This window comes from Bacillus sp. USDA818B3_A (assembly GCF_009928415.1).
GTDB lineage: Bacteria > Bacillota > Bacilli > Bacillales > Cytobacillaceae > Neobacillus.
Genome location: NZ_JAABNN010000007.1, coordinates 177,058 through 196,549, shown reverse-complemented (window position 1 = coordinate 196,549; position 19,492 = coordinate 177,058). Strand labels below are relative to the sequence as shown.

Annotated in this window: 19 protein-coding genes and 1 riboswitch; of the genes, 5 read left to right on the top strand and 14 right to left on the bottom strand. The window is 39.3% G+C overall.

Translation table 11 applies throughout. The features are described from left to right. Window position 1 precedes the first annotated feature (1 nt). The 8 genes from GXK58_RS14870 to cax all read right to left on the bottom strand — a co-directional run bounded on the left by GXK58_RS14870 (window position 2) and on the right by cax (window position 8,094). The gene (locus GXK58_RS14870; protein WP_160723932.1) at window positions 2–808 is read right to left on the bottom strand and encodes an amino acid ABC transporter substrate-binding protein; all 807 of its coding nucleotides are present in this window, start codon (window positions 806–808) and stop codon (window positions 2–4) included. A gap of 148 nt (window positions 809–956) precedes the next feature. Then, the gene (gene pdaA, locus GXK58_RS14865) at window positions 957–1,724 is read right to left on the bottom strand and encodes a delta-lactam-biosynthetic de-N-acetylase (protein WP_160723931.1); all 768 of its coding nucleotides are present in this window, start codon (window positions 1,722–1,724) and stop codon (window positions 957–959) included. A gap of 63 nt (window positions 1,725–1,787) precedes the next feature. After that, window positions 1,788–2,750 (bottom strand): nuclease-related domain-containing protein, encoded by a 963-nt coding sequence (locus tag GXK58_RS14860; protein ID WP_160723930.1) that lies wholly within the window; start codon window positions 2,748–2,750, stop codon window positions 1,788–1,790. Window positions 2,751–3,027: 277 nt separating this feature from the next. Further along, window positions 3,028–4,575 carry a fumarate hydratase gene (locus GXK58_RS14855; protein WP_160723929.1) on the bottom strand — a complete coding sequence of 516 codons (1,548 nt, stop codon included), beginning with the start codon at window positions 4,573–4,575 and terminating at the stop codon, window positions 3,028–3,030. 244 nt (window positions 4,576–4,819) lie between these two features. Further along, a complete protein-coding gene (locus tag GXK58_RS14850) occupies window positions 4,820–5,017 on the bottom strand; it encodes an SE1561 family protein (RefSeq protein WP_160723956.1) in 198 nt (65 codons plus the stop codon). 130 nt (window positions 5,018–5,147) lie between these two features. Next, entirely contained in the window at window positions 5,148–5,918 is a 771-nt protein-coding gene (locus GXK58_RS14845; protein ID WP_442862482.1) for a YfkD family protein, read from the bottom strand. A gap of 119 nt (window positions 5,919–6,037) precedes the next feature. Then, entirely contained in the window at window positions 6,038–6,658 is a 621-nt protein-coding gene (locus tag GXK58_RS14840; protein ID WP_160723927.1) for a YczE/YyaS/YitT family protein, read from the bottom strand. A 377-nt stretch (window positions 6,659–7,035) separates the two neighbouring features. Then, window positions 7,036–8,094, bottom strand: a complete 1,059-nt coding sequence (gene cax, locus GXK58_RS14835) for a calcium/proton exchanger (RefSeq protein ID WP_160723926.1) — start codon at window positions 8,092–8,094, stop codon at window positions 7,036–7,038. Window positions 8,095–8,539: 445 nt separating this feature from the next. Here cax and GXK58_RS14830 point away from each other — a divergent pair, with 445 nt between their 5' ends. Then, entirely contained in the window at window positions 8,540–10,456 is a 1,917-nt protein-coding gene (locus tag GXK58_RS14830) for a heavy metal translocating P-type ATPase (RefSeq protein ID WP_160723925.1), read from the top strand. Between the two features lie 240 nt (window positions 10,457–10,696). Here the strand turns inward: GXK58_RS14830 and GXK58_RS14825 are convergent, their stop codons facing one another. Then, window positions 10,697–11,533, bottom strand: coding sequence for a YihY/virulence factor BrkB family protein (locus GXK58_RS14825; RefSeq protein WP_160723924.1), 837 nt, complete (start codon window positions 11,531–11,533; stop codon window positions 10,697–10,699). Between the two features lie 14 nt (window positions 11,534–11,547). Next, complete coding sequence (locus GXK58_RS14820) at window positions 11,548–11,922, bottom strand: YtxH domain-containing protein (protein ID WP_160723923.1); 375 nt, start codon at window positions 11,920–11,922, stop codon at window positions 11,548–11,550. Window positions 11,923–12,145: 223 nt separating this feature from the next. On the opposite strand from GXK58_RS14820, the gene GXK58_RS14815 reads away from it, so the two are divergent. Further along, window positions 12,146–12,370, top strand: a complete 225-nt coding sequence (locus GXK58_RS14815; protein ID WP_160723922.1) for a DUF1128 domain-containing protein — start codon at window positions 12,146–12,148, stop codon at window positions 12,368–12,370. 81 nt (window positions 12,371–12,451) lie between these two features. On the opposite strand, the gene map is transcribed toward GXK58_RS14815, so the two are convergent. Continuing rightward, window positions 12,452–13,201 (bottom strand): type I methionyl aminopeptidase, encoded by a 750-nt coding sequence (map, locus tag GXK58_RS14810; protein WP_160723921.1) that lies wholly within the window; start codon window positions 13,199–13,201, stop codon window positions 12,452–12,454. 305 nt (window positions 13,202–13,506) lie between these two features. Here map and GXK58_RS14805 point away from each other — a divergent pair, with 305 nt between their 5' ends. Then, the gene (locus GXK58_RS14805) at window positions 13,507–13,827 is read left to right on the top strand and encodes a helix-turn-helix domain-containing protein (RefSeq protein WP_160723920.1); all 321 of its coding nucleotides are present in this window, start codon (window positions 13,507–13,509) and stop codon (window positions 13,825–13,827) included. 73 nt (window positions 13,828–13,900) lie between these two features. Here the strand turns inward: GXK58_RS14805 and GXK58_RS14800 are convergent, their stop codons facing one another. Further along, window positions 13,901–14,023: an anti-repressor SinI family protein gene (locus GXK58_RS14800; protein ID WP_442862479.1), complete on the bottom strand. Its 123-nt coding sequence runs from the start codon at window positions 14,021–14,023 to the stop codon at window positions 13,901–13,903. A 29-nt stretch (window positions 14,024–14,052) separates the two neighbouring features. Beyond that, a riboswitch (cyclic di-GMP riboswitch) is annotated at window positions 14,053–14,143 on the bottom strand. 455 nt (window positions 14,144–14,598) lie between these two features. After that, window positions 14,599–14,973 carry a DnaJ family domain-containing protein gene (locus GXK58_RS14795; RefSeq protein WP_160723919.1) on the bottom strand — a complete coding sequence of 125 codons (375 nt, stop codon included), beginning with the start codon at window positions 14,971–14,973 and terminating at the stop codon, window positions 14,599–14,601. Window positions 14,974–15,113: 140 nt separating this feature from the next. Between GXK58_RS14795 and GXK58_RS14790 the strand changes: the two genes are divergently transcribed. Further along, window positions 15,114–15,317: a hypothetical protein gene (locus GXK58_RS14790; protein ID WP_160723918.1), complete on the top strand. Its 204-nt coding sequence runs from the start codon at window positions 15,114–15,116 to the stop codon at window positions 15,315–15,317. Between the two features lie 17 nt (window positions 15,318–15,334). On the opposite strand, the gene hutH is transcribed toward GXK58_RS14790, so the two are convergent. Next, on the bottom strand, window positions 15,335–16,852 hold the full coding sequence (gene hutH, locus GXK58_RS14785; protein ID WP_160723917.1) for a histidine ammonia-lyase: 1,518 nt from the start codon (window positions 16,850–16,852) through the stop codon (window positions 15,335–15,337). Between the two features lie 502 nt (window positions 16,853–17,354). Between hutH and GXK58_RS14780 the strand changes: the two genes are divergently transcribed. Then, window positions 17,355–19,445 carry a DNA topoisomerase III gene (locus GXK58_RS14780; protein WP_160723916.1) on the top strand — a complete coding sequence of 697 codons (2,091 nt, stop codon included), beginning with the start codon at window positions 17,355–17,357 and terminating at the stop codon, window positions 19,443–19,445. Window positions 19,446–19,492 lie beyond the last annotated feature (47 nt).

Genomic DNA, 19,492 nt, shown 5'->3' with positions numbered 1-19,492 from the left:
TTTACTTAGAAACATCTTCCCCAAAGTATTTCTTGGAGATTTTCAAGTAGGTTCCGTCTTTTTGCATATCTGCCAATGCCTTATTTACAGCCTTAACTAATTCAGGGTTGTCTTTACGGAAAAGAAAAGCATTTTGTGTTGCATTTGGCTCTGTATAAACAACCTTAATTGGTAAATCAGGACGTTGTTTCTTTAGGTCTAAATAAGAAAGACTATCATTAATGGTTGCATCAATTCGTTTAGAAGTAATCAAATCAATTGCTTGGTTAAAACCTTCGACCACTGTATTGGTTGCCCCATGTTTTTCAGCAACAACACGGTAATTACTATCTAATGACTGTCCCACTTTTTTACCTTTCAAATCATCAAGCGATTTAATGGTATTATTATCTGACCCAACGATTAATACTGCCTTTGAAGTGATATAAGAATCTGACATATCATATTTTTCAAGGCGCTCAGGGCGAACCGCAACCTCGTTCGCAACCATATCATAACGTTTCGCATCAAGGCCGGCGATCATTCCGTCCCATTTGGTTTCAATAAATTTAGGCTTAATGTTTAGACGCTTAAATACTTCTGTCGCAATTTCAATATCAAAACCGGTTAATTTATCATTATCATCATGATAGGTAAACGGAGCATAAGTACCTTCAGTACCTATCGTTATTTCACCTTTAGCTTTAATTTGATCATAAAGTGATTTATTAGCATTTGATGCTGAATCATTCTTTTTGTCTGTATTGTTACAAGCAGCTAGTGCAAACAATAAAAGTATGCTTAAAAAAGATAGTAAATATTTCCTCATGATTAATCCCCCATATTCTTATCGGTATTATTTCATTTTTTTACATTAATCCATAATATTTATTATGTCAATAAAAATAATTTAGCTATATTAAAAAACTATTGTTCAGAAGATTAAGGCCGAATATGGTAAATTCGGCCTCTCTGCTTTATTTCGGTTTTGGAAAATCATCCAGGCTTTTGAATTTATAGCCCCTCTTTTTCAAATCTTTAATTGCTTGTTCTAATGCATCAGCATTGTCCTTTGAAACAGAATGAAGCAGGAGAACACAGCCTGGATGAATTTGCTTCATAATATTATCGTAAGAATACTGCCAGCCTCTTTGCTGATTGATATTCCAGTCCACAAAAGCTAGTGACCAAAAGACATGTGTGTATCCCTCTTCTTTTGCAATTTTCATGGTCCGCTCACTAAAAACGCCACGCGGCGGGCGAAGATACTTCATTCCCTTTTGTCCTGTTACTTCCTGTGTTTTGACCTTAACCTTTTTTAGTTCTTCACGAATTCTTTCATCACTAACGGCTGTAAAGTCAGGATGACTAAAGGAATGGTTGCCGATAATATGTCCTTCCTTCACCATTTGTTTGGCCAAATCCGGTTGAGAGTTTAAAAAGTGGCCGGTTACAAAGAAGGTGGCAGGGACTTTTTCTTTTTTCAAGACTTCGAGTATTTTGGGCATATAGCCATTTTCGTAGCCGCTGTCAAAGGTAAGATATAAAAACTTTGAGTTAGGATCGCCTTTGTAAAAAGCCCCGTATTTGGCAAGTAGCTGATCGTATTGGGCTCCAGCTTCCGGCGGAATCTCGTTTACAGCTTTTTTAAATCCCCAGTTAATCGGCTGATTGGATACTGCTGCATATGTACTTGTTGGAAGAAATAAGCAGATAACAGCAAGGATAGTAATAATTCGTTTCATCCGTAATCCCCCTAGTTTATTTTTATTAGTGTTTGTTGAAAACGGGGAAAGGATAATTAGCATTTATAGGAAATCCTTAGGTTGGTTATAAACACGGCGTTTTTTTGTTCCTGTGGAGGGTAAATTTAATAATTCTAATTGATAAGAGGCGGCCCTTCTTGTGGGTAATCGAAGAAATTCTCGTAGTTCAGAATTGGTTATTGAGGTGTTAATAAGAAGAAAGAAATCATTAATTGCTTCATGGCAACCTTCTTTTGAACTTTGACAAACGGGGCAAATCCACTTGTTTCTTTGGTATTCCATCGGCATGGAGAAACAATTTGAACAGCAAACACCTGGTAAAATATCACTTTTATTTATACCTAATGTGTTTAAGAAATCAGATCTATATGGAGTGTGTTTACTCAAAAGCAGTCTTTTTATCTTTCCAATTGTTTTTTGATCTACTCTATCTTTAGCGTAGTATTTCTCAAGTTCTTCAATTTTCTTCAAAAGGTTGCTGGCTTTACAGATTTTTTTGTCTGCCTCATGATACCCTTGCACAATTTTGACTTCTGCTGATGAATTTGTGAAAACTACTACTGTTTCAATTGGGATAGGTGGGATTTGATATTTTTGAAAAAAATACTGTAAAAGGATTTTATGCCTATTTACTTGTGAAATTGGATTATCATAGATCATTTTCGTATTATTGACCTCTTGAATTAACTGATGTTTTTCTAATGTAATTGTTCCGGAATAGTTTTTTGACTCTAAGAGGATGATTAATTTTGGAGAAAGAAGGTGAGCATCCATTTGAAAGAAGGAATTCCTTACTGGAAGCCTTAGGCCATGAAAAATATGATAGTTTCTTTCCGGGAGTAATCCAAGAAAATAGGTTAACGTCTTCTCTCCTTTATACCCTGAAGCTAAAATTCTGATTTTCAACTGTAATTCAGCCATCATGGGATGGTTACTAGGTAGTCTTCTTTGTGCAGCTTCTGCCTGTTGTAATGTAATGGGCTTAATAAGGGGTAAATTGAACAAATTCTTCCCTCCTTTAGCTAATTTATTATCTATTTCGACATCCTTTTGAGAATTCCTCCTTATAATTTTATGCTTTACTTTAGCGCTTTAAAGCTTTATTAACAAATTTTGGGGTGTTATTAACAAAAATTAGAGGCGTATTAACAAATTTCTTATAGATATTAACAAAATGAGCGGCGTTATTAACAAATTTCCGGATTTATTAACAAATCCCCCACAAACACCAAAAAAAGGATAGGCGCACTACCACTCACGCCTATCCTCAAACCCCATTCAATTACTTAAAAACCGGCTCCTTAAACTGAGCTAACTTTTCCAAAGAAGACTTATCAACATCCGCATGCAAACTGTTGCCATGTGAATCCATCGTAACAACAGCAGTAAAACCTTCAACGCGCAAATGCCACATCGCTTCCGGAATGCCAAACTGCATTAAATCAACGCCTTCAACGCCCTTAATGCAATCCGCATAATATTGAGCAGCACCGCCGATGGCATTCAGATAAACGCCGCCATGTTCCTCCAACGCCGCCAAAGTTTTTGGCCCCATACCGCCCTTACCGATCACAGCACGGATACCGAACTTCTTCATAATATCACCCTGATAAGGCTCCTCACGAATACTAGTCGTCGGGCCGGCAGCCTTCACATGCCATTCGCCCTTCTCATCCTTCAACATAACCGGACCGCAATGATAAATGATCTGGCCATTCAAATCAACTGGTGCCTCATGGTCACTTAAATATTTATGAATCGCATCACGGCCAGTGTACATTAATCCATTAATTTTAACAACGTCGCCAACCTTCAAGGAACGAATCTTTTCCTCGGTAATTGGCGCTTCAAGAACAATCACATCGTCAGAAGAAGCAGCCGCCGTCTCCTTCTCCGCCTGACTTTCCTCAGCAAAATCAATGAACTCGCCATCCTGGTACGCCCACTCGTTAATTTCACCAGTCACAGCATCGACACTCACACCTAAGCGGCGGAAGGCCCAGCAATTATAGGCAACAGATACATAAAAGCTCGCTGGAATACGGTTCATGACGCCAATTTTACAACCTAAAAGGGTTGCTTCCCCGCCAAAGCCCATTGTTCCGATACCTAATTTATTTGCATTTTCCACTACATACTCTTCAAGCGCACGAAGATCCTCATTTGGATTCACATCTTCAACAGAGCGGAATAATTGCTCTTTGGCTAAATCATAGCCGGAAGAACGGTCGCCGCCGATACCAACGCCGATAAATCCGGCGCTGCAGCCTTGTCCTTGTGCCTGATACACCGAATGCATGATACATTTGCGGATACCATCTAGGTCACGGCCGGCACGGCCCAATCCTTCTAACTCACACGGAAGACTGTATTGGATATTCTTATTCTCACAGCCGCCGCCTTTTAAAATTAAACGTACATCAATATAGTCTTTTTCCCATTGATCAAACTTAATAACTGGGAGACCCGCCCCAAGGTTGTCACCGCTGTTTTTACCAGTTAAAGAATCAACCGAGTTCGGACGCAGCTTCCCTTCTTTCGTAGCAAGAACAATGGCATTACGGATTGCCTCTTTCAGCTCCAGCTGATTTACGCCTACAGGTGTCTTAATTTTAAAAGTTGGCAGACCAGTATCCTGACAAATTGGTGAAACTTGTTCGTCGGCCATTTTAATATTTTCCGTAATAGTGGCAAGACTCAATGCAGCTCTTGTGCCCGCATTTTCCTTTTGCTTAGCAGCTAGCACAGCGCGGCGAACATCTTTCGGAAGCTTGGTGGATGTTTCGACGATCAGTTCATACATGCTTTCTTGAAATTTATCAATATTCAATTCGAGTACCCCTTTCCCTTTGTTCCCCAATTTTATCTATTTTCAATTTTACAACTATTTTGCACGCTTACATTATACTCCTGTCATCACTAGAATTAAAGGAAAAGCAGCAATATGAAAATTTTTCATATTGGCTGTGTTACAATCATGTGTTGATTTCCGCTCCAGGCGGCTTCGCTCCAATCGACATGCTAAATATCAACAATTCCCTTTAACACAGCCTTCATAAAAAAAAGAGTCTGCATTATACAGACTCGCTTCCTTCACGATTATTAAATTCACGACACTTTGATTCCATCTCATCCAGCATCGCGATCAAACGATCAATATCCTCTAAATCAGTATCCTCGGGTTCAATAGCATCTAAAACATCGATAAACATGTTTAATCGGTGTTTCAGGAAATCTACTTGTGTATTTTTATTTTGAATGGGGCTGCCCAAATAAAACACTCCTTTCATTACCGTTTCATCCTATCGAAATATAGGTACTTTGGCAATGGGTTAGTCCTATTTTGCCCATTTTTCTAAAAAAAAGAACCCCCTAAGCAACGAGGGAGCCCTAAAATAATCATTATCTTGGCCGTTCAGAGGCAGCAAAGCCAAATGAAACATAATCCTGAACAGGGATCCAAGCACCGATACCTTGGGAAGTTACGTTCTTAATCACAATAAACTTTTTACTTCCTTTAAGCATTAAGTAAACTTCCCCGTAAGTGACCTTCCCTTTTTCATTTACGCCTGGTGCATAGGCATATAAGTAACCTAAACGATTCGGCGGGATATTATAGATATGGTCATTTTTTGTACCTGCACCTATGATGGTCTCAAAGGCAAGCGGCAGGTTGGTCTTTTCCATTGCCTTTAAAAGCATCATCTTTTTAACTTCTTCGGCATTCTGTATTTTTGACGTCAGTCCGCCTCTGATCATTTTTTGTGCTTCTTGTACATATTTTATTCGATACGGAACCTTTCCGCCGCGATTGTCGAAATAATTGGTGTTTATCTTTTGATACTCCCAATTAGGGGAGGTTTCGGATGATTCGTAGTTTAATGGCCACTGTCCGAGATAGACAATTGCCCTATATCCAATCGCAAATGGAGTGCTATTGATGCTTGTCTCATTAAGCATCCGGATAAGATCAGGGTTTTCGATTTTCACCTTTGAAGAATTAATGAGCTTCTTGGTTAAATCACTTGGCTGCAGGAATGGTAAATCCTGTGTTGAATTCGGATACGTATTTTCTTTTGAAATATTTCGTACCGATGATGGAACTTGATATTTTACTGCAGATTGTTTTACCGGAGCTTTTTGAGCCAAAGCAGACGGTATAAAGGATAACATTAATAGCAGGGTCATAAGTAAAGAAATATTTTTCTTCACGGCTGGTACTCCTTTCACTAGAACATTAAATCAGTCTGCTAGTAGTTTTTTCGGAGTGCCTCCATATTATCCGTTTCACCCTATGAATATTTCCTTTGTAATCGCTGCATAAATTTCTCAAAGTAGGGAAAGAACAGTTGAATGGCTGGCCCTACTGTAAACGTGATAATCAATGTTCCATAGGAAATCGGTCCATGAAGGAAATAGGCAGGAATCAACGCAGTAATTTCCCCGATTGTTTTTGCAGCCATAAGGTTCAAAGAAAAACGTTCACTTATCGCCAGCATAAAATTATCAATCGGACTTTGCGGGAACTTTGCCTGCAAATAGATAGACGCACCAAATCCTATAATTAAAATTCCTACTACTAACATCACCAGCTTCGCCAGCAGCCCTTCTACCGTAAATAAATCGAAAACCATATCCAGCCAAAAGTCAACGAGAGAACCAATGACAATAATCGTTAGAAGGGATAAAAGGTCAGGCCGCCTTTTAACAAGCAAGGCATTGACAAGGACTAAAATGGCCCCGTCAATCATGACCCATTTTCCTACGGATAGGCCAATCTTTTCTGTCAATGCAACATTCAAGGCATCCCATGCTCCTACTCCAATCTCAGCAACCTTGATCGTCATACACACGCCAAAGGTCATGATTGCCAGCCCGAAAATAAAAAACAATAATCGTATAGTAAATCTCATTTTTCGCTCCTTATGTATTGGTACATTAGTAACAAATTTGTAATAATCTGATTATTTACAAAGTTCAAACTAGCGATTATAATTAACTTAACTTAAAAAAAGGAGGGAAGTAATCAATCGGCTCACGTATTACTTTATACTTAAGGAGGTTGGGAATTCCGTCTTATATGAAATTCAACACTCGTGTTTTTCTAGTAGTCTTAACTAAACATGAAGGTTGGTGATTGATGGTACCCAAAATTGAAAACGATTGATTTTAAACCCTAAACGTTTGATGTTCCATTATAGCACACTTAAAAGATTTACCTCGTACATTGAAAAAAGTTAAATGAAAAAAGAAAAGACTCTATACCATTATGGCATAGAGTCTTTTCTTTTTATAATAGATAAAAACCAATCCCCATAATGACATAGGAAGCTAGTAAGGTCAATCCCTCAAACCAGTTAGTTTCTCCATCGTTTGAAATAACCACCATTAATAAAACGGACGATACCATGGCAATCAGCTCTGGCCAGCTAAAAATGAGCGGCATCGACGTTTCAAAGAAAAGCGAGATAAGTACTAGTACAGGTAATACAAACATAGCTATTTGCAATGTAGAACCGATCGCAATTTCAACCGCAATATCCATCTTATTTTTATAAGCCATTAAGACGGCAGATGCATGCTCGGCAGCATTTCCGACAATGGCAACAATGATGACCCCTATAAATAATTCTGACCAGCCAAACGTCTCTCCAACATATTCAAAAGTATGAACCAAATGTTCGGATATGTAAGCGACGGCAATTGTTGCTAATAGGAGTACTGCGACAGCCTTCCCCTTGCCCCATTCAGGAGTCTCTTCCTCATGCGCCTCTTTCTGAGTAGCCGATTGATAAACACCGCGATGGGTAACCAGTTTGAAAAATAGAGCAGCAAGATAAAGGAGAATTAGAATAACAGAGATCCCAATGCTTAACGTAAACGTACGGGTCTCATCCATATTCATTGAAAACACTTCTGGGATAACAAAGGCAATAATCACAGCAAACATCAATAAGCCTGAATTATGCCTTGCATCATATACATTGAACTCTTGGCGCTTGAATTTCAGTCCGCCCACAAAAAAAGACAGCCCCGCAACAAGCAGCAGGTTCCCTAAAACAGAACCCGTTAAGGAAGCAAGAACCACTCCGACAAGCCCAGCCTTTAAGGAAAAGATCGAGATGATTAGCTCAACTGCATTTCCGAAGGTGGCATTTAATAAGCCTCCAATCCTCGGTCCGGCAACAATTGCCAGGCTTTCTGTCGCTCTTCCCATAAAACTTGATAGGGCAACAATGGTTAAACAATATAAGATAAATAAAACTATATTTGACCAATGCATCATCGTTCCAATGACAGAGAGAGGAACCCCAATGAATGTCATTAGCATAAAAACTTTATTCGCCAATACATTCCCTCCAATTTTTATAAATTTTCCACTTGACCCTTAATTTACCTAAAAATAAGTCAAATGTCTAGGCGCCAATTTTCTTGCATCCACCTCATTTTCTAGATACCATCATTGAGGGGCTATTAAACATAATAACAATCGTAAGGATAATTTATGAATAAAACTAATTTCCGCTTTTGGACCCCCATCCTAATGACTGTCTGCTTAACTATTTTTACGTTGGGAAAGTAAACGGCAGTAAGCAAAATCATATCTTATAGCATAAGATGTATGGTAAAATAAAGAAAACAATGATTATAAGATTTGCGCTGTCATCACTTGGTGACAGCTTTCGTGTTTTTTAAGGGTAATGAATATGATTATTTTTCTCATTTAGACTCAAGAAGAGGGCAGGTCTGAAACTTAAAGTAATAAAAAGGGAAGTAAATAAGGGGGGGATACGATGAGTTCCGAAGCAAAAGTTCTTTCTAAAGGGATGCAAGATGTTAGTTTTTTTAAAAAAATAAAACCATATGTCGAATTGATTGCTGCTGGGTTAAGCGGGGTCTTAATTTTGGCAGGCTGGCTGTTCGATAAGTATGATTATGGAGCCGAATCCATCATATCTTATCTATTAGCTTTTGTGATTGGCGGCTTTGCCAAAGCAAAAGAAGGTATTGAAGCCACTTACGAAAATAAGGAACTAAACGTGGAGATGCTCATGATTTTTGCGGCAGTTGGTTCAGCCATCATTGGCTACTGGACAGAAGGTGCCATATTAATCTTTATCTTTGCTGTCAGCGGTGCATTGGAAACATACACGATGAATAAAAGCCATAAGGAAATTTCCTCCTTAATGGAACTTCAGCCGCAGGAGGCCTTGCGGGTAACCAACGGGTATGAAAAGCGAGTGGCTGTTTCCGAACTTATTGTCGGAGATCATATCCTAATTAAACCGGGTGAACGGGTTCCTTCAGATGGGCTTATCATCAAGGGGCACACAAATATTGACGAAGCCGCGATCACTGGGGAGTCGATGCCTGTTTCAAAGAGTGAAAAAGCAGAGGTTTTTGCTGGAACAGTTAATATGACGGGTGCTATTACGGTACAAGTAACGAAGGAAAGCTCAGATACTCTCTTTCAAAAGATTATCCTGCTTGTTCAATCTGCACAAAGCGAAAAATCACCTTCACAGTTATTTATTGAACGTTTTGAAGGAACCTATGTGAAAGTCGTTTTACTTGTTGTAATCAGTATGTTCTTTTTACCATATTTCCTGCTCGGTTGGAGCTGGCATGAATCTTTTTACCGCGCGATGATTTTACTGGTTGTCGCATCACCTTGTGCTCTCGTAGCTTCCATCATGCCTGCTACCCTTTCAGCAATCTCCAACGGAGCTAAGCATGGAATCCTAGTTAAAGGTGGTGTCCACCTGGAAAATTTAGGACACCTGGAAGCCATTGCCTTTGATAAGACCGGTACACTGACAAAAGGAAAACCTGAAGTTACAGAGGTATTTGTGAAAGAAGGGCTGAATAAACAAGAAGTGCTCCTTAAAGCCGCTTCGATTGAGAACCATTCGAATCATCCGCTGGCACAAGCAATCGTCAAATATGCGAAACAAACGTTAGAAAAAGAACTAATTCAGCCTGACAATTTAGAAGATATTCCTGGCTGGGGTGTAAAAGCCTCTATTAATGGGGGACAATGGAAAATTGGTAAGGCGTCGTTTGTTGGATTAGAGAAATCCGAGCAGTTTGCTGAAGGTAAAGCCAAAAAACTAGCCAGTCTAGGTAATACAATTGTTTATATTGAAATTGACGGCAATCTAAGTGCCATGATCGCCATGAAAGACGTCGTTCGAGAAGAAACCAAGCATGCGATTGAAGATTTAAAGAAACAAAAGATAAAGACGATTATGCTGACAGGCGATAGTGAAAAAACGGCCCGTACTATTGCTGCTGAGAGCCATGTAGACGAATTTTATGCAGAATGTCTTCCAGAAGAAAAGGTCAACCAATTGAAACAGCTCAAAGAGAAATATAAAACGGTGGCGATGGTTGGGGACGGTATAAATGATGCTCCCGCATTAGCGATTGCAAACGTAGGGATTGCCATGGGCGAAGGAACAGATGTTGCCCTTGAGACCGCGGATATTGTCCTTATGAAGAATGATCTTCCTAAGATTGCTGAAGCCGTCCGTCTTTCTCAGCGGATGAACAAAATTATCAAGCAAAATGTTGTATTTTCCATATCGGTCATTATGTTGTTAATTTGCTCCAACTTCTTTCAAATACTTGATCTGCCATTTGGAGTTATCGGACATGAGGGAAGCACAATTCTTGTTATTTTAAACAGCCTGCGGTTATTGAAATCATAATGTAAAGAAGGACCGGGTGATAGTATCACCTGGTCCTTTTATATTATTGATTAGTGATAGCCATTAGATCCATTCGCAGAACCTGAAGTCTTGTTGCCTTTGCTGCCTTTGCCCTTTTGTTTGGTGCTGCCATCTTTTTTCGTATGCTTTGTCATTCTTGTCATCCTCCCTAGATCATTCGGGGACTAATGCCCTCGCTATTAGTTTGGACGAAATCGTTATTTTAAAGTAAGGTAAGTGTTAGCAATTTGATTTATATTTCTCACTATAGAAGGCATTTACTTCGCCTCCAAGTATGATGATAAAAGCAGATAGGTATAACCAAATCATTAAGACAATAATGGCACCGATTCCTCCGTAAGTAAGGGAATAGTTACTAATATTTCCAACGTAAAATGATAACCCAAACGATGCAATAACCCAGCCTATGGTAGCAAAGAGTGCCCCTGGAAAAGCACTTCTGCATTTTATCTTTACATTCGGAGCAATCCAATATAAGCCAGTAAAAATTAAGAATAAAATAATCCCGCTAACCAGCCAGCTTAGTGCATTCCACACTTTAATAAATTCAGAGGTATAACCAAATTGGGAAAATAAAAAAAGCCCTATCTCCTTTCCAAAAATCGGGACGATCATAGCGAGCAAAAAGACAAAAATCATCCCAAAGGTTAATAAGACCGCCATTCCCCTTGCAACAATGAAGGAGCGGCTCTCTTTCACATTATAGGCCTTATTAAAAGCCCTGACGATGGCATTGATTCCGTTTGAGGCGGACCAAATGGTACCGATAATCCCAAATGAGAGTAGGCCGCCCTTATGGTGACTCATGATTTCCTCAACATTTTTTTCAATCAGTTCCATTGCCTCATCAGGTGCGAAATCACGAATCATCCCGAGCATATCTTGGTGGGGAATCGGGATATACGGAAGTAGTGAAAATAACACAATAAGGAGTGGAAATAAAGATAGAAGAAAGAAATAGGCTAATTGCGCACTTAAGCCGGGAAGGTCATCTTCTTCAATCCGGTGCCAAAGTAATCTGAGCAATGATGAGCGTACATTTACTCCCTTGTCCATTTTTATCCCCCCTTTTAATTGTAATTCTTTACTTCCTTTCCCAAAACATCATCCACCAAAGCATCTTCTTCATTAAGTACAAAGGTCTCCTTTGTTTCTTTGAGCATTTCGGTTACTTGCGGTGTAAGCTCCCTCAACTCTTCCACTTTCTCTGTTATGTAGGAAATATCTTCACTTACTGTTTCAAAAGTGGATTTAAACCTTTCGACAGTGTCCTTTACTCTGTCAGTTACCTCCCCAGGGTGACGAACGATATAACGCACCTTACTAGAGGTCTTTATGGCATTTTCTTTCATTGCCTCACGTGTATCTTTATCTAATAAACTTAGCAGTCCCCCTGCTGCTGCCCCTAAAAGCACGCCCTTCCAAAACTGATTGTTCTTAGTCATCTTAACCTCTCCTTCCTATTTCATAATTATCTATGACTCATCCTAAAAGAAAATAATACCATTGTATATCTTACCATTTATTTTGCGATATCAAACCTTTCTGTGCAAATCTAGGCTTTGCCCATTTTGACTTTCTTGGATAAACTACTAGTAAGGTTTGTATTGACAGAAGCTTTTTAACATGAAAAGATGAGATTAAAAATTAGCGTAAAGGATGACCCTAATGAACTTATCAGAAAAGTCAGTTGAGAACGTTGAATTTATGATTGAACAAATAAAAGAAAAATTAAAGGTACTTAATCTAGGCGCAATTAAGCCCTCCCACTTTGATGAAGAAATGTACGAAGAGTTAAAAGAAATTTATGAAATGGTCCTTAAAAAGAAATCCTTCAGCCCCAATGAAATGCAGGCGTTAGTTGAGGAACTAGGGAACCTAAGAAAGAAATAAGAATCACGTACAGTGCATTAACGGTGACAGGCACCATGTGAAATTTTCACATGGTGCCTGTCACTGTTTTTACTATTTTTACTATTTCTGTTCAGTTAATATGATTGGGCCGTCTTTTGTGACCGCCAAGGTGTGTTCGTATTGGGCAGAATATTTCCCATCTATGGTCCTAGCTGTCCAGCCGTTCAGATCCATTTTTGTTTGGTAGCGGCCAATGTTGACCATGGGCTCAATGGTGAATACCATCCCCTCTTTAATTCTTGCACCTTTACCTGGGAGTCCGTAGTGTGGAACATCCGGTTTTTCATGTATGACCGTTCCGATACCGTGACCAATAAAGTCACGTACAACAGAAAAACCTTCACTCTCTACATAGGTTTGAATGGCATGGCCGATATCTCCGATTCGATTACCAACTACTGCCTGCTCTATCCCTTTGTACAAAGCTTCTTTGGTCACGTGTAATAAACGAGTGGTTTCCTCTGAAAGCTGACCAACTCCGTATGACCATGCTGAATCGGCTAAGGCCCCATTATAATTAACCACCATATCAATAGTCACAATATCACCATCTTTTAGTGGTTCTTTCCTAGGGAATCCGTGGCATATCTCATCATTGATACTTGCACAGGTTGCATACTCGTACCCTTTATACCCTTTTTGTTCAGGTGCAGCACCATTTTTCCGGAGAAATTGGTCGACAAATTCTTCTATTTCCCACGTAGTGATACCCGGCTTAATAAGTTTAGCAATTTCCTTATGACAGGCTGCAAGTATTTCTCCTGCCATTTTCATTGCTTCGATTTCCCGTTGTGATTTTAGTACAATCATCTGTTTCCCTGCCTTTTTGATTATATTTATGTCCATTTATTTATAGTGTTCGTAATAGTGTGATTAAAATAATTATACTTGAGTAATTTAGGCTGCTACACTTTAATATTAACTCTAACCACTCTTTTTTTCAAAATATACTTCCCCGTTAATGAATTTAGGAACAATTTCTCATTGTTCATGATATCGTAATAATAGTTCGTTCTTAATATGGTACTTCCTCATGCTTTTTGATAGAATGTATTTATAAAGAAATCGTCCGATTTCGACATTTGCTAAAATAAATATTTAGGTGTGTGAATTCAATGATTGGTGACCGCGTTAAAAAATATCGTCTTGAAAAGAAAATGTCACTATCCGAGCTTGCTGAACAAGCGGGAGTTGCAAAATCTTATTTAAGTTCATTAGAAAGAAATTTGCAAAAGAATCCTTCCATACAATTCCTTGAAAAAATCGCAGGAGTATTAAATCTTCCTGTCGAACATTTAATTCACGAACAAATTAATAAGGATGAATTAGACACTGACTGGATGAATCTCGTAAAAGAAGCGATGAATTCAGGGGTATCAAAAGAGCAATTCAAGGATTTTCTCGAGTTTAACAAGTGGCGGATAAATCAAAAATAAGCTTTAAAAAAGGCATTCGGTAAAAATGTCATCCATTTTTACCGAATGCCTTTTTTATTATGTACCCGTAATTCTAACCATTTTGACTAAGAAAAGCTCGTACTTCCTCTATAGAAAGTCCAAGATTTCTTGCCTCAAAAATAAGTGCCTGCCATTCCTGATCTAGTACATCCACATTTTTTTCTGTTATCACCACAATACTCACTCCCAAAATACATCTGTATTTCAGGCAGCCCGGCCATCATAGCAATTTGTATTTCACCTTAGACCCTCGGCTTTGCGTCCCTGCTTTTCAACAGGTTTGCCCTTTTCTGATCTCCCTGCACTTTCGTCTGCCTTCCTTTTACCTACTACCTTCTATCTAGGTCTTTTTACTTAATTGTTTTTGATATGTTCATTATATCGATTACAAAATTTGTAATGTGTTGAATTTTGTCTAATTTAACTAATTTTCTTAACACTTTTTTTAACAATTTGTTCCAAATTTCTACAATAATCTACCTTTATTTTACAAATCTTCCCCCATACTTTGTATGACTAAAAAGTTTGTCTATAATGTGACAAATAGCATATAATATAAACAACATATAAATAGTATAAATATTCAAAAAGGGATGTGTCATTTAAAATTGTCTATAATCCATATTTTGAATTTTTCTATACCGATTGCCTTTATCGTATTCGCTGGATTTTTAATGGATCGGATATGCAAACCAGTTGAACAGGAGAAAAAGGCTGATGATGAATAACCTTCCCGTACCACCACCAGCTTTATTTGTTCATTTTACGTTGTACTTTTAGTTCATAGTTTTTAAAAACAGATGAATTCGTTCTAACTCCTCGTTTTGACATTAACTGATTAAACCTTAACAGTTTTTCGTTTAATTTTCTCTGAAGGTTTTCCCTTTCGTTGTCATCACATTTTTTTAGTAAATCTTCAATGCCCACCATTTCCTGACGCAATTGCCCTTCTTCTTCGGTATAACCCGCATTTTTCATTATTTTATAAGCCATCCGCAGCTCTTCAGGTATTTCGGATAAATCTTCAAGCGGCATCGGTTTTCCAAAACCGGGCAAGGCATCAAATTCTCCATCTTCATATGCCTTTTTAATTCGTTCCTCGGAGAGAATTTGAAAAAAATCCATGGTGCTTCCTCCTTTTTACTGACTATTTTAATGTAATTATACCAATCGCTGGACTATAGATAAATTGGAAAAATCATTCCAATTTATTTTCACGATTGTTCGGAGAAACTACAAGTGAAGATGAAAGGAGTGGTGTTACTTTGGCACGTGGAGAACATTTTGAACACAAAAAGAAGAATCATCCTGGTGAATTCCCAAACGATAGCCTAACAGAAAAGCATGTAAAGGAAGCCATTGGAGATGAAGAATTGATTGTTACCCAGGAAGCTTTTAAAAATAGAGTGGAGGATGATGAAGAACGCCGCCCTGATACAGGCCGCTGGCTTCCAAATCATATGAAGTAGTAAGAGGCGTGAGCATTTCACGCCTTTTTTGAATGCTTTCTAATAAATGACTGAAATTCGAACGTCTTTAACCAGTCTGCAGCCTTTTCAATGTCCTTTGAAAATATTCGATCAGCCTTTATGGAAGGAATAAGTTCTCTCCCTTTTTGAAATAAAGCATGAGTACAGGTAGACATTTTGTCAATTCCGCGGATTTCGACGGCCTGCATAGCACAGATCAATTCAATGGCAAGGACTCTTCTTACATTTTGAATAATCTGATAGGCATGTCTGGATGCAATGGTGCCCATACTGACATGGTCTTCTTGGTTGGCGGAGGATGGAATGGAATCCACACTCGCAGGATGAGCTAGTGTTTTATTTTCAGATACGAGTGCCGCGGCTGTATATTGCATGATCATGGCCCCGGATTCAAGACCTGGGGCAGGACTTAAGAATGGTGGTAAATCATTTAATTGTGGATTAACCAGCCGTTCAATGCGTCTTTCAGAAATATTAGCCAGTTCAGCAGCTGCTATTTTCATGAAATCCATGGCAAAGGCTATTGGCTGCCCGTGAAAGTTTCCACCGGAGATTACCTTACCTCCTTCCTCAAAAATTAATGGGTTGTCGGTTGCTGCATTCATCTCAATTTCTAATTTTTCTTTTACATAATCGAGCGCCTGCCATGTGGCACCATGTACCTGAGGGATACATCGAAGTGAATAGGCATCCTGCACTCTTAACTCTCCCTGCTTTGTGGTTAAAAGGCTGTCATTTAAATACTGACGTATTCTGGCGGCAGTTTCTATTTGCTGTTTGTAGCCTCTAGCCATGTGAACTTCTTCAGCAAAGGCATCGATAATACCATTCAAACCTTCGATTGTCATCGAAGCAATCAGTTCACTTCCATAGGCAAGCTGCTCTGCCTCTAAATAACCAACCACTCCCATGGCTGTCATTGCTTGAGTACCATTTATAAGAGCCAAACCTTCTTTCGCTTCCAGGGTGATGGGAAACAATCCGGTTTGCTGAAGAGCTTCTATTGAATTCATCTGTTTACCTTTATAAAAAACCTCACCCTCACCGATTAACACAAGGGCAAGATGTGCAAGCGGAGCAAGATCACCACTGGCCCCAAGGGAACCTTGCTGCGGGATAATAGGTATAATGCCGGCATTTACTAAAGCTAATAATCTTTCAATTACAAGCGGTCTAATACCCGAATACCCTTTTAACAGGGCGTTGGCCCGAAGTATGACCATGGCCTTGGCGACCACTTCCGGGAAGGGTTCGCCTACTCCGCATGCATGTGAACGGATTAAATTTAACTGGAGATCTTGAACATGTGCTTTCTCAATTAGTACATCACTAAATTTCCCAAAGCCTGTTGTGATTCCATAAACGATTCTAGATTCTGAAACAATTTTTTCGACTGCCTCCCTGCTTTTTTGGGCAGCTTCCAAACTCTTTGTTGAGGCGGTCACCTTTTGATTACAATATAAGACCTCTTTTATTTGCTCTAAGTTAAGATCGTTACCCGTTAACATAATCATATGTCTCTCTCCTCTACCAATTTAGTAGAATAAAGAAAGAGGCTGGATTCCTCACCGTTTTAGATTAGGGATCCAGCCTCTCTTATTATTAAAAGTTTATCTTTTAGGGAATGCCGCATCATTTATCATTCCATTCTATAACTACTCTGATAATTTTATTGTATGAGAGGAAAACCTAAGCTGTCAACGAAGGCAGAAAAGAGATTATCGACGAAATTAGGGTTAAATTTCAGCTAGATGCCTTTTTTGGCGATGGAGTTCTATGTACTGAACGGGCTTTTCTGCAAATTCGGGTGAGAATTCTACAAAATCCAATCGAATTCAACCAAATTCAGTGGCTTTTCTACAAATCCAATAAACAATTCTACAAACATCTAACTATTACTAAAAACATGTAAGATTTAACCAAAAGATTATTCAGGCTGTTCCAAATTACAAAATCCTTTCGTTTTCCGCTATACTATATAAAGGCAAAATTCTGCCAGCGTTGAAAGGAGTAACTATGAAATCACTTGTACTTGCAGAAAAGCCGAGTGTTGCGCGCGAAATAGCACGTGTCCTAGGCTGCAATCAAAAACATAAAAGCTATATCGAAGGTAATCAATATATTGTTACATGGGCACTTGGACACTTAATCGAACTAAAAATGCCTGAGCATTATGATACCAAATATAAACAATGGAACCTGGAGGATTTACCGATTATTCCTCAAAAAATGGGACTTAAGGTAATGAAACAAACCAACCACCAATTCCGGGCCATCGAAGCTCTAGCCAAGCGGAAAGACATTAAAGAATGTATTATCGCTACCGATGCCGGCCGAGAGGGAGAACTCGTTGCCCGCTGGATTTTAGAAAAACTTCATTGGAACAAACCATTAAAAAGACTGTGGATTTCCTCGCAAACAGACAAAGCCATAAAAGATGGCTTTAAGCAATTGCGGCCAGGCAGCCAGTTTGATGACCTATACCATTCTGCGGTTTGCCGGGCGGAAGCCGATTGGCTCATCGGTCTAAATGTCACACGTGCCTTGACCACGAAATACAAAGATCCCCTTTCAGCGGGACGTGTCCAAACGCCTACATTAGCGTTGATTTTGGAACGCGAGCAGCAGATTCAAAAATTTATTCCAAAAGAATACTGGACCATTCGTGCGGAAATAGGTCCGCTCACAACCGATTGGGAAAAAACAAATGAAAAGCGCATCTTTGATAAACCGAAAGCCGACGCAATCCTATCCAAGATTGAGGGCAAAAAAGCCACGTTAGAAAAAATAGAACGCAAGAAAAAGTCAGACCAACAGCCGCTGCCATACGATCTGACCGAGCTTCAGCGGGATGCCAATAAGCGCTTTGGTTTTTCTGCGAAAAAAACATTAACCGTCCTGCAGCGGCTTTACGAGCAATACAAATTAGTTACCTATCCAAGAACGGATTCGCGGTACTTAACCACGGACATGATTGGTACCATGGCTGACCGGCTTCATGGCATGTCCTCAGGTTACAAGGAAGAAGTCCGGCCGCTGCTTGCCAACAAAGGCAAAGTACTTGCCAAACGAGTCTTTAATAATGAAAAGGTAACTGACCACCACGCGATTATCCCTACCGAGCAGAGGCTTAATCTTGGTGAACTCGACAATGATGAGCGAAAACTTTATGACCTCATTGCCCGCCGATTCCTTGCCTTATTTTTACCGGCTTATGAATATGAAACTATACATGCCGTTTTCAAGGTTGAAGGAGAAACTTTTACAGCAAAAGAAACAAATGTCCTCGATTTGGGATATAAAAAAGTATTAGGTAAAGATGACAATGACACATCCACTGCCGGTGTCCAAAACATGGTACAAGGAAAAGAGTACACCGTTAAAAATAGCAGTTTAAACCAGAAGTGGACAGAGCCGCCGTTAAGATTTTCTGAAGCCGATGTCCTAGCCCACATGGAGAAATTTGGATTAGGTACACCTGCGACACGAGCGGAAATAATCGAAAGACTCGTCGAAACAGAGGTGGTTGAACGGCAAAACGGCCGCTTCACTCAAACGAAAAAAGGTCGTCAGCTCATTGACCTTGTGAATAATGAACTTAAATCACCTGAATTAACGGCAAAATGGGAAAAAGAACTAGAAATGATTTCGAAAGGCAAAGCCGACCCGAAAGCATTTTTACAAAAAATCCGCCGGCAGACAGAACAGCTGGTTGCTGAGATAAAGGCAAGCGACAAATCCTATCGTGCCCACAACTTAACCGGATCGAGATGTCCGGAATGTAATGAGTTCTTAAAGGAAAGAAACACGAAGGAAGGAAAAATCCTTGTTTGTTCCAGCCCGGACTGTTCATTCAGAAAACGGAAGGATCCGAAACTATCTAACCGCCGCTGCCCGCAATGCCATAAGAAAATGGAACTCCATGAAGGCAAAGCAGGTGTATATTTCCAATGCAGGCGCTGTAATGTGGTCGAAAAAGCAGAGGAGCGGAAAAAGGCAGTTAATAAGCGCGAAGAACGTAAATTAGTCCAAAAATATTCCCAGAAAGATGATTTTGGAACCAGCCTTGGCGATTTGCTAAAACAAGCATTACAAAATGACGAATAATTTCCCAAAGCAGGTACGTCCTTGTACCTGCTTTTTTTCTTGAAATC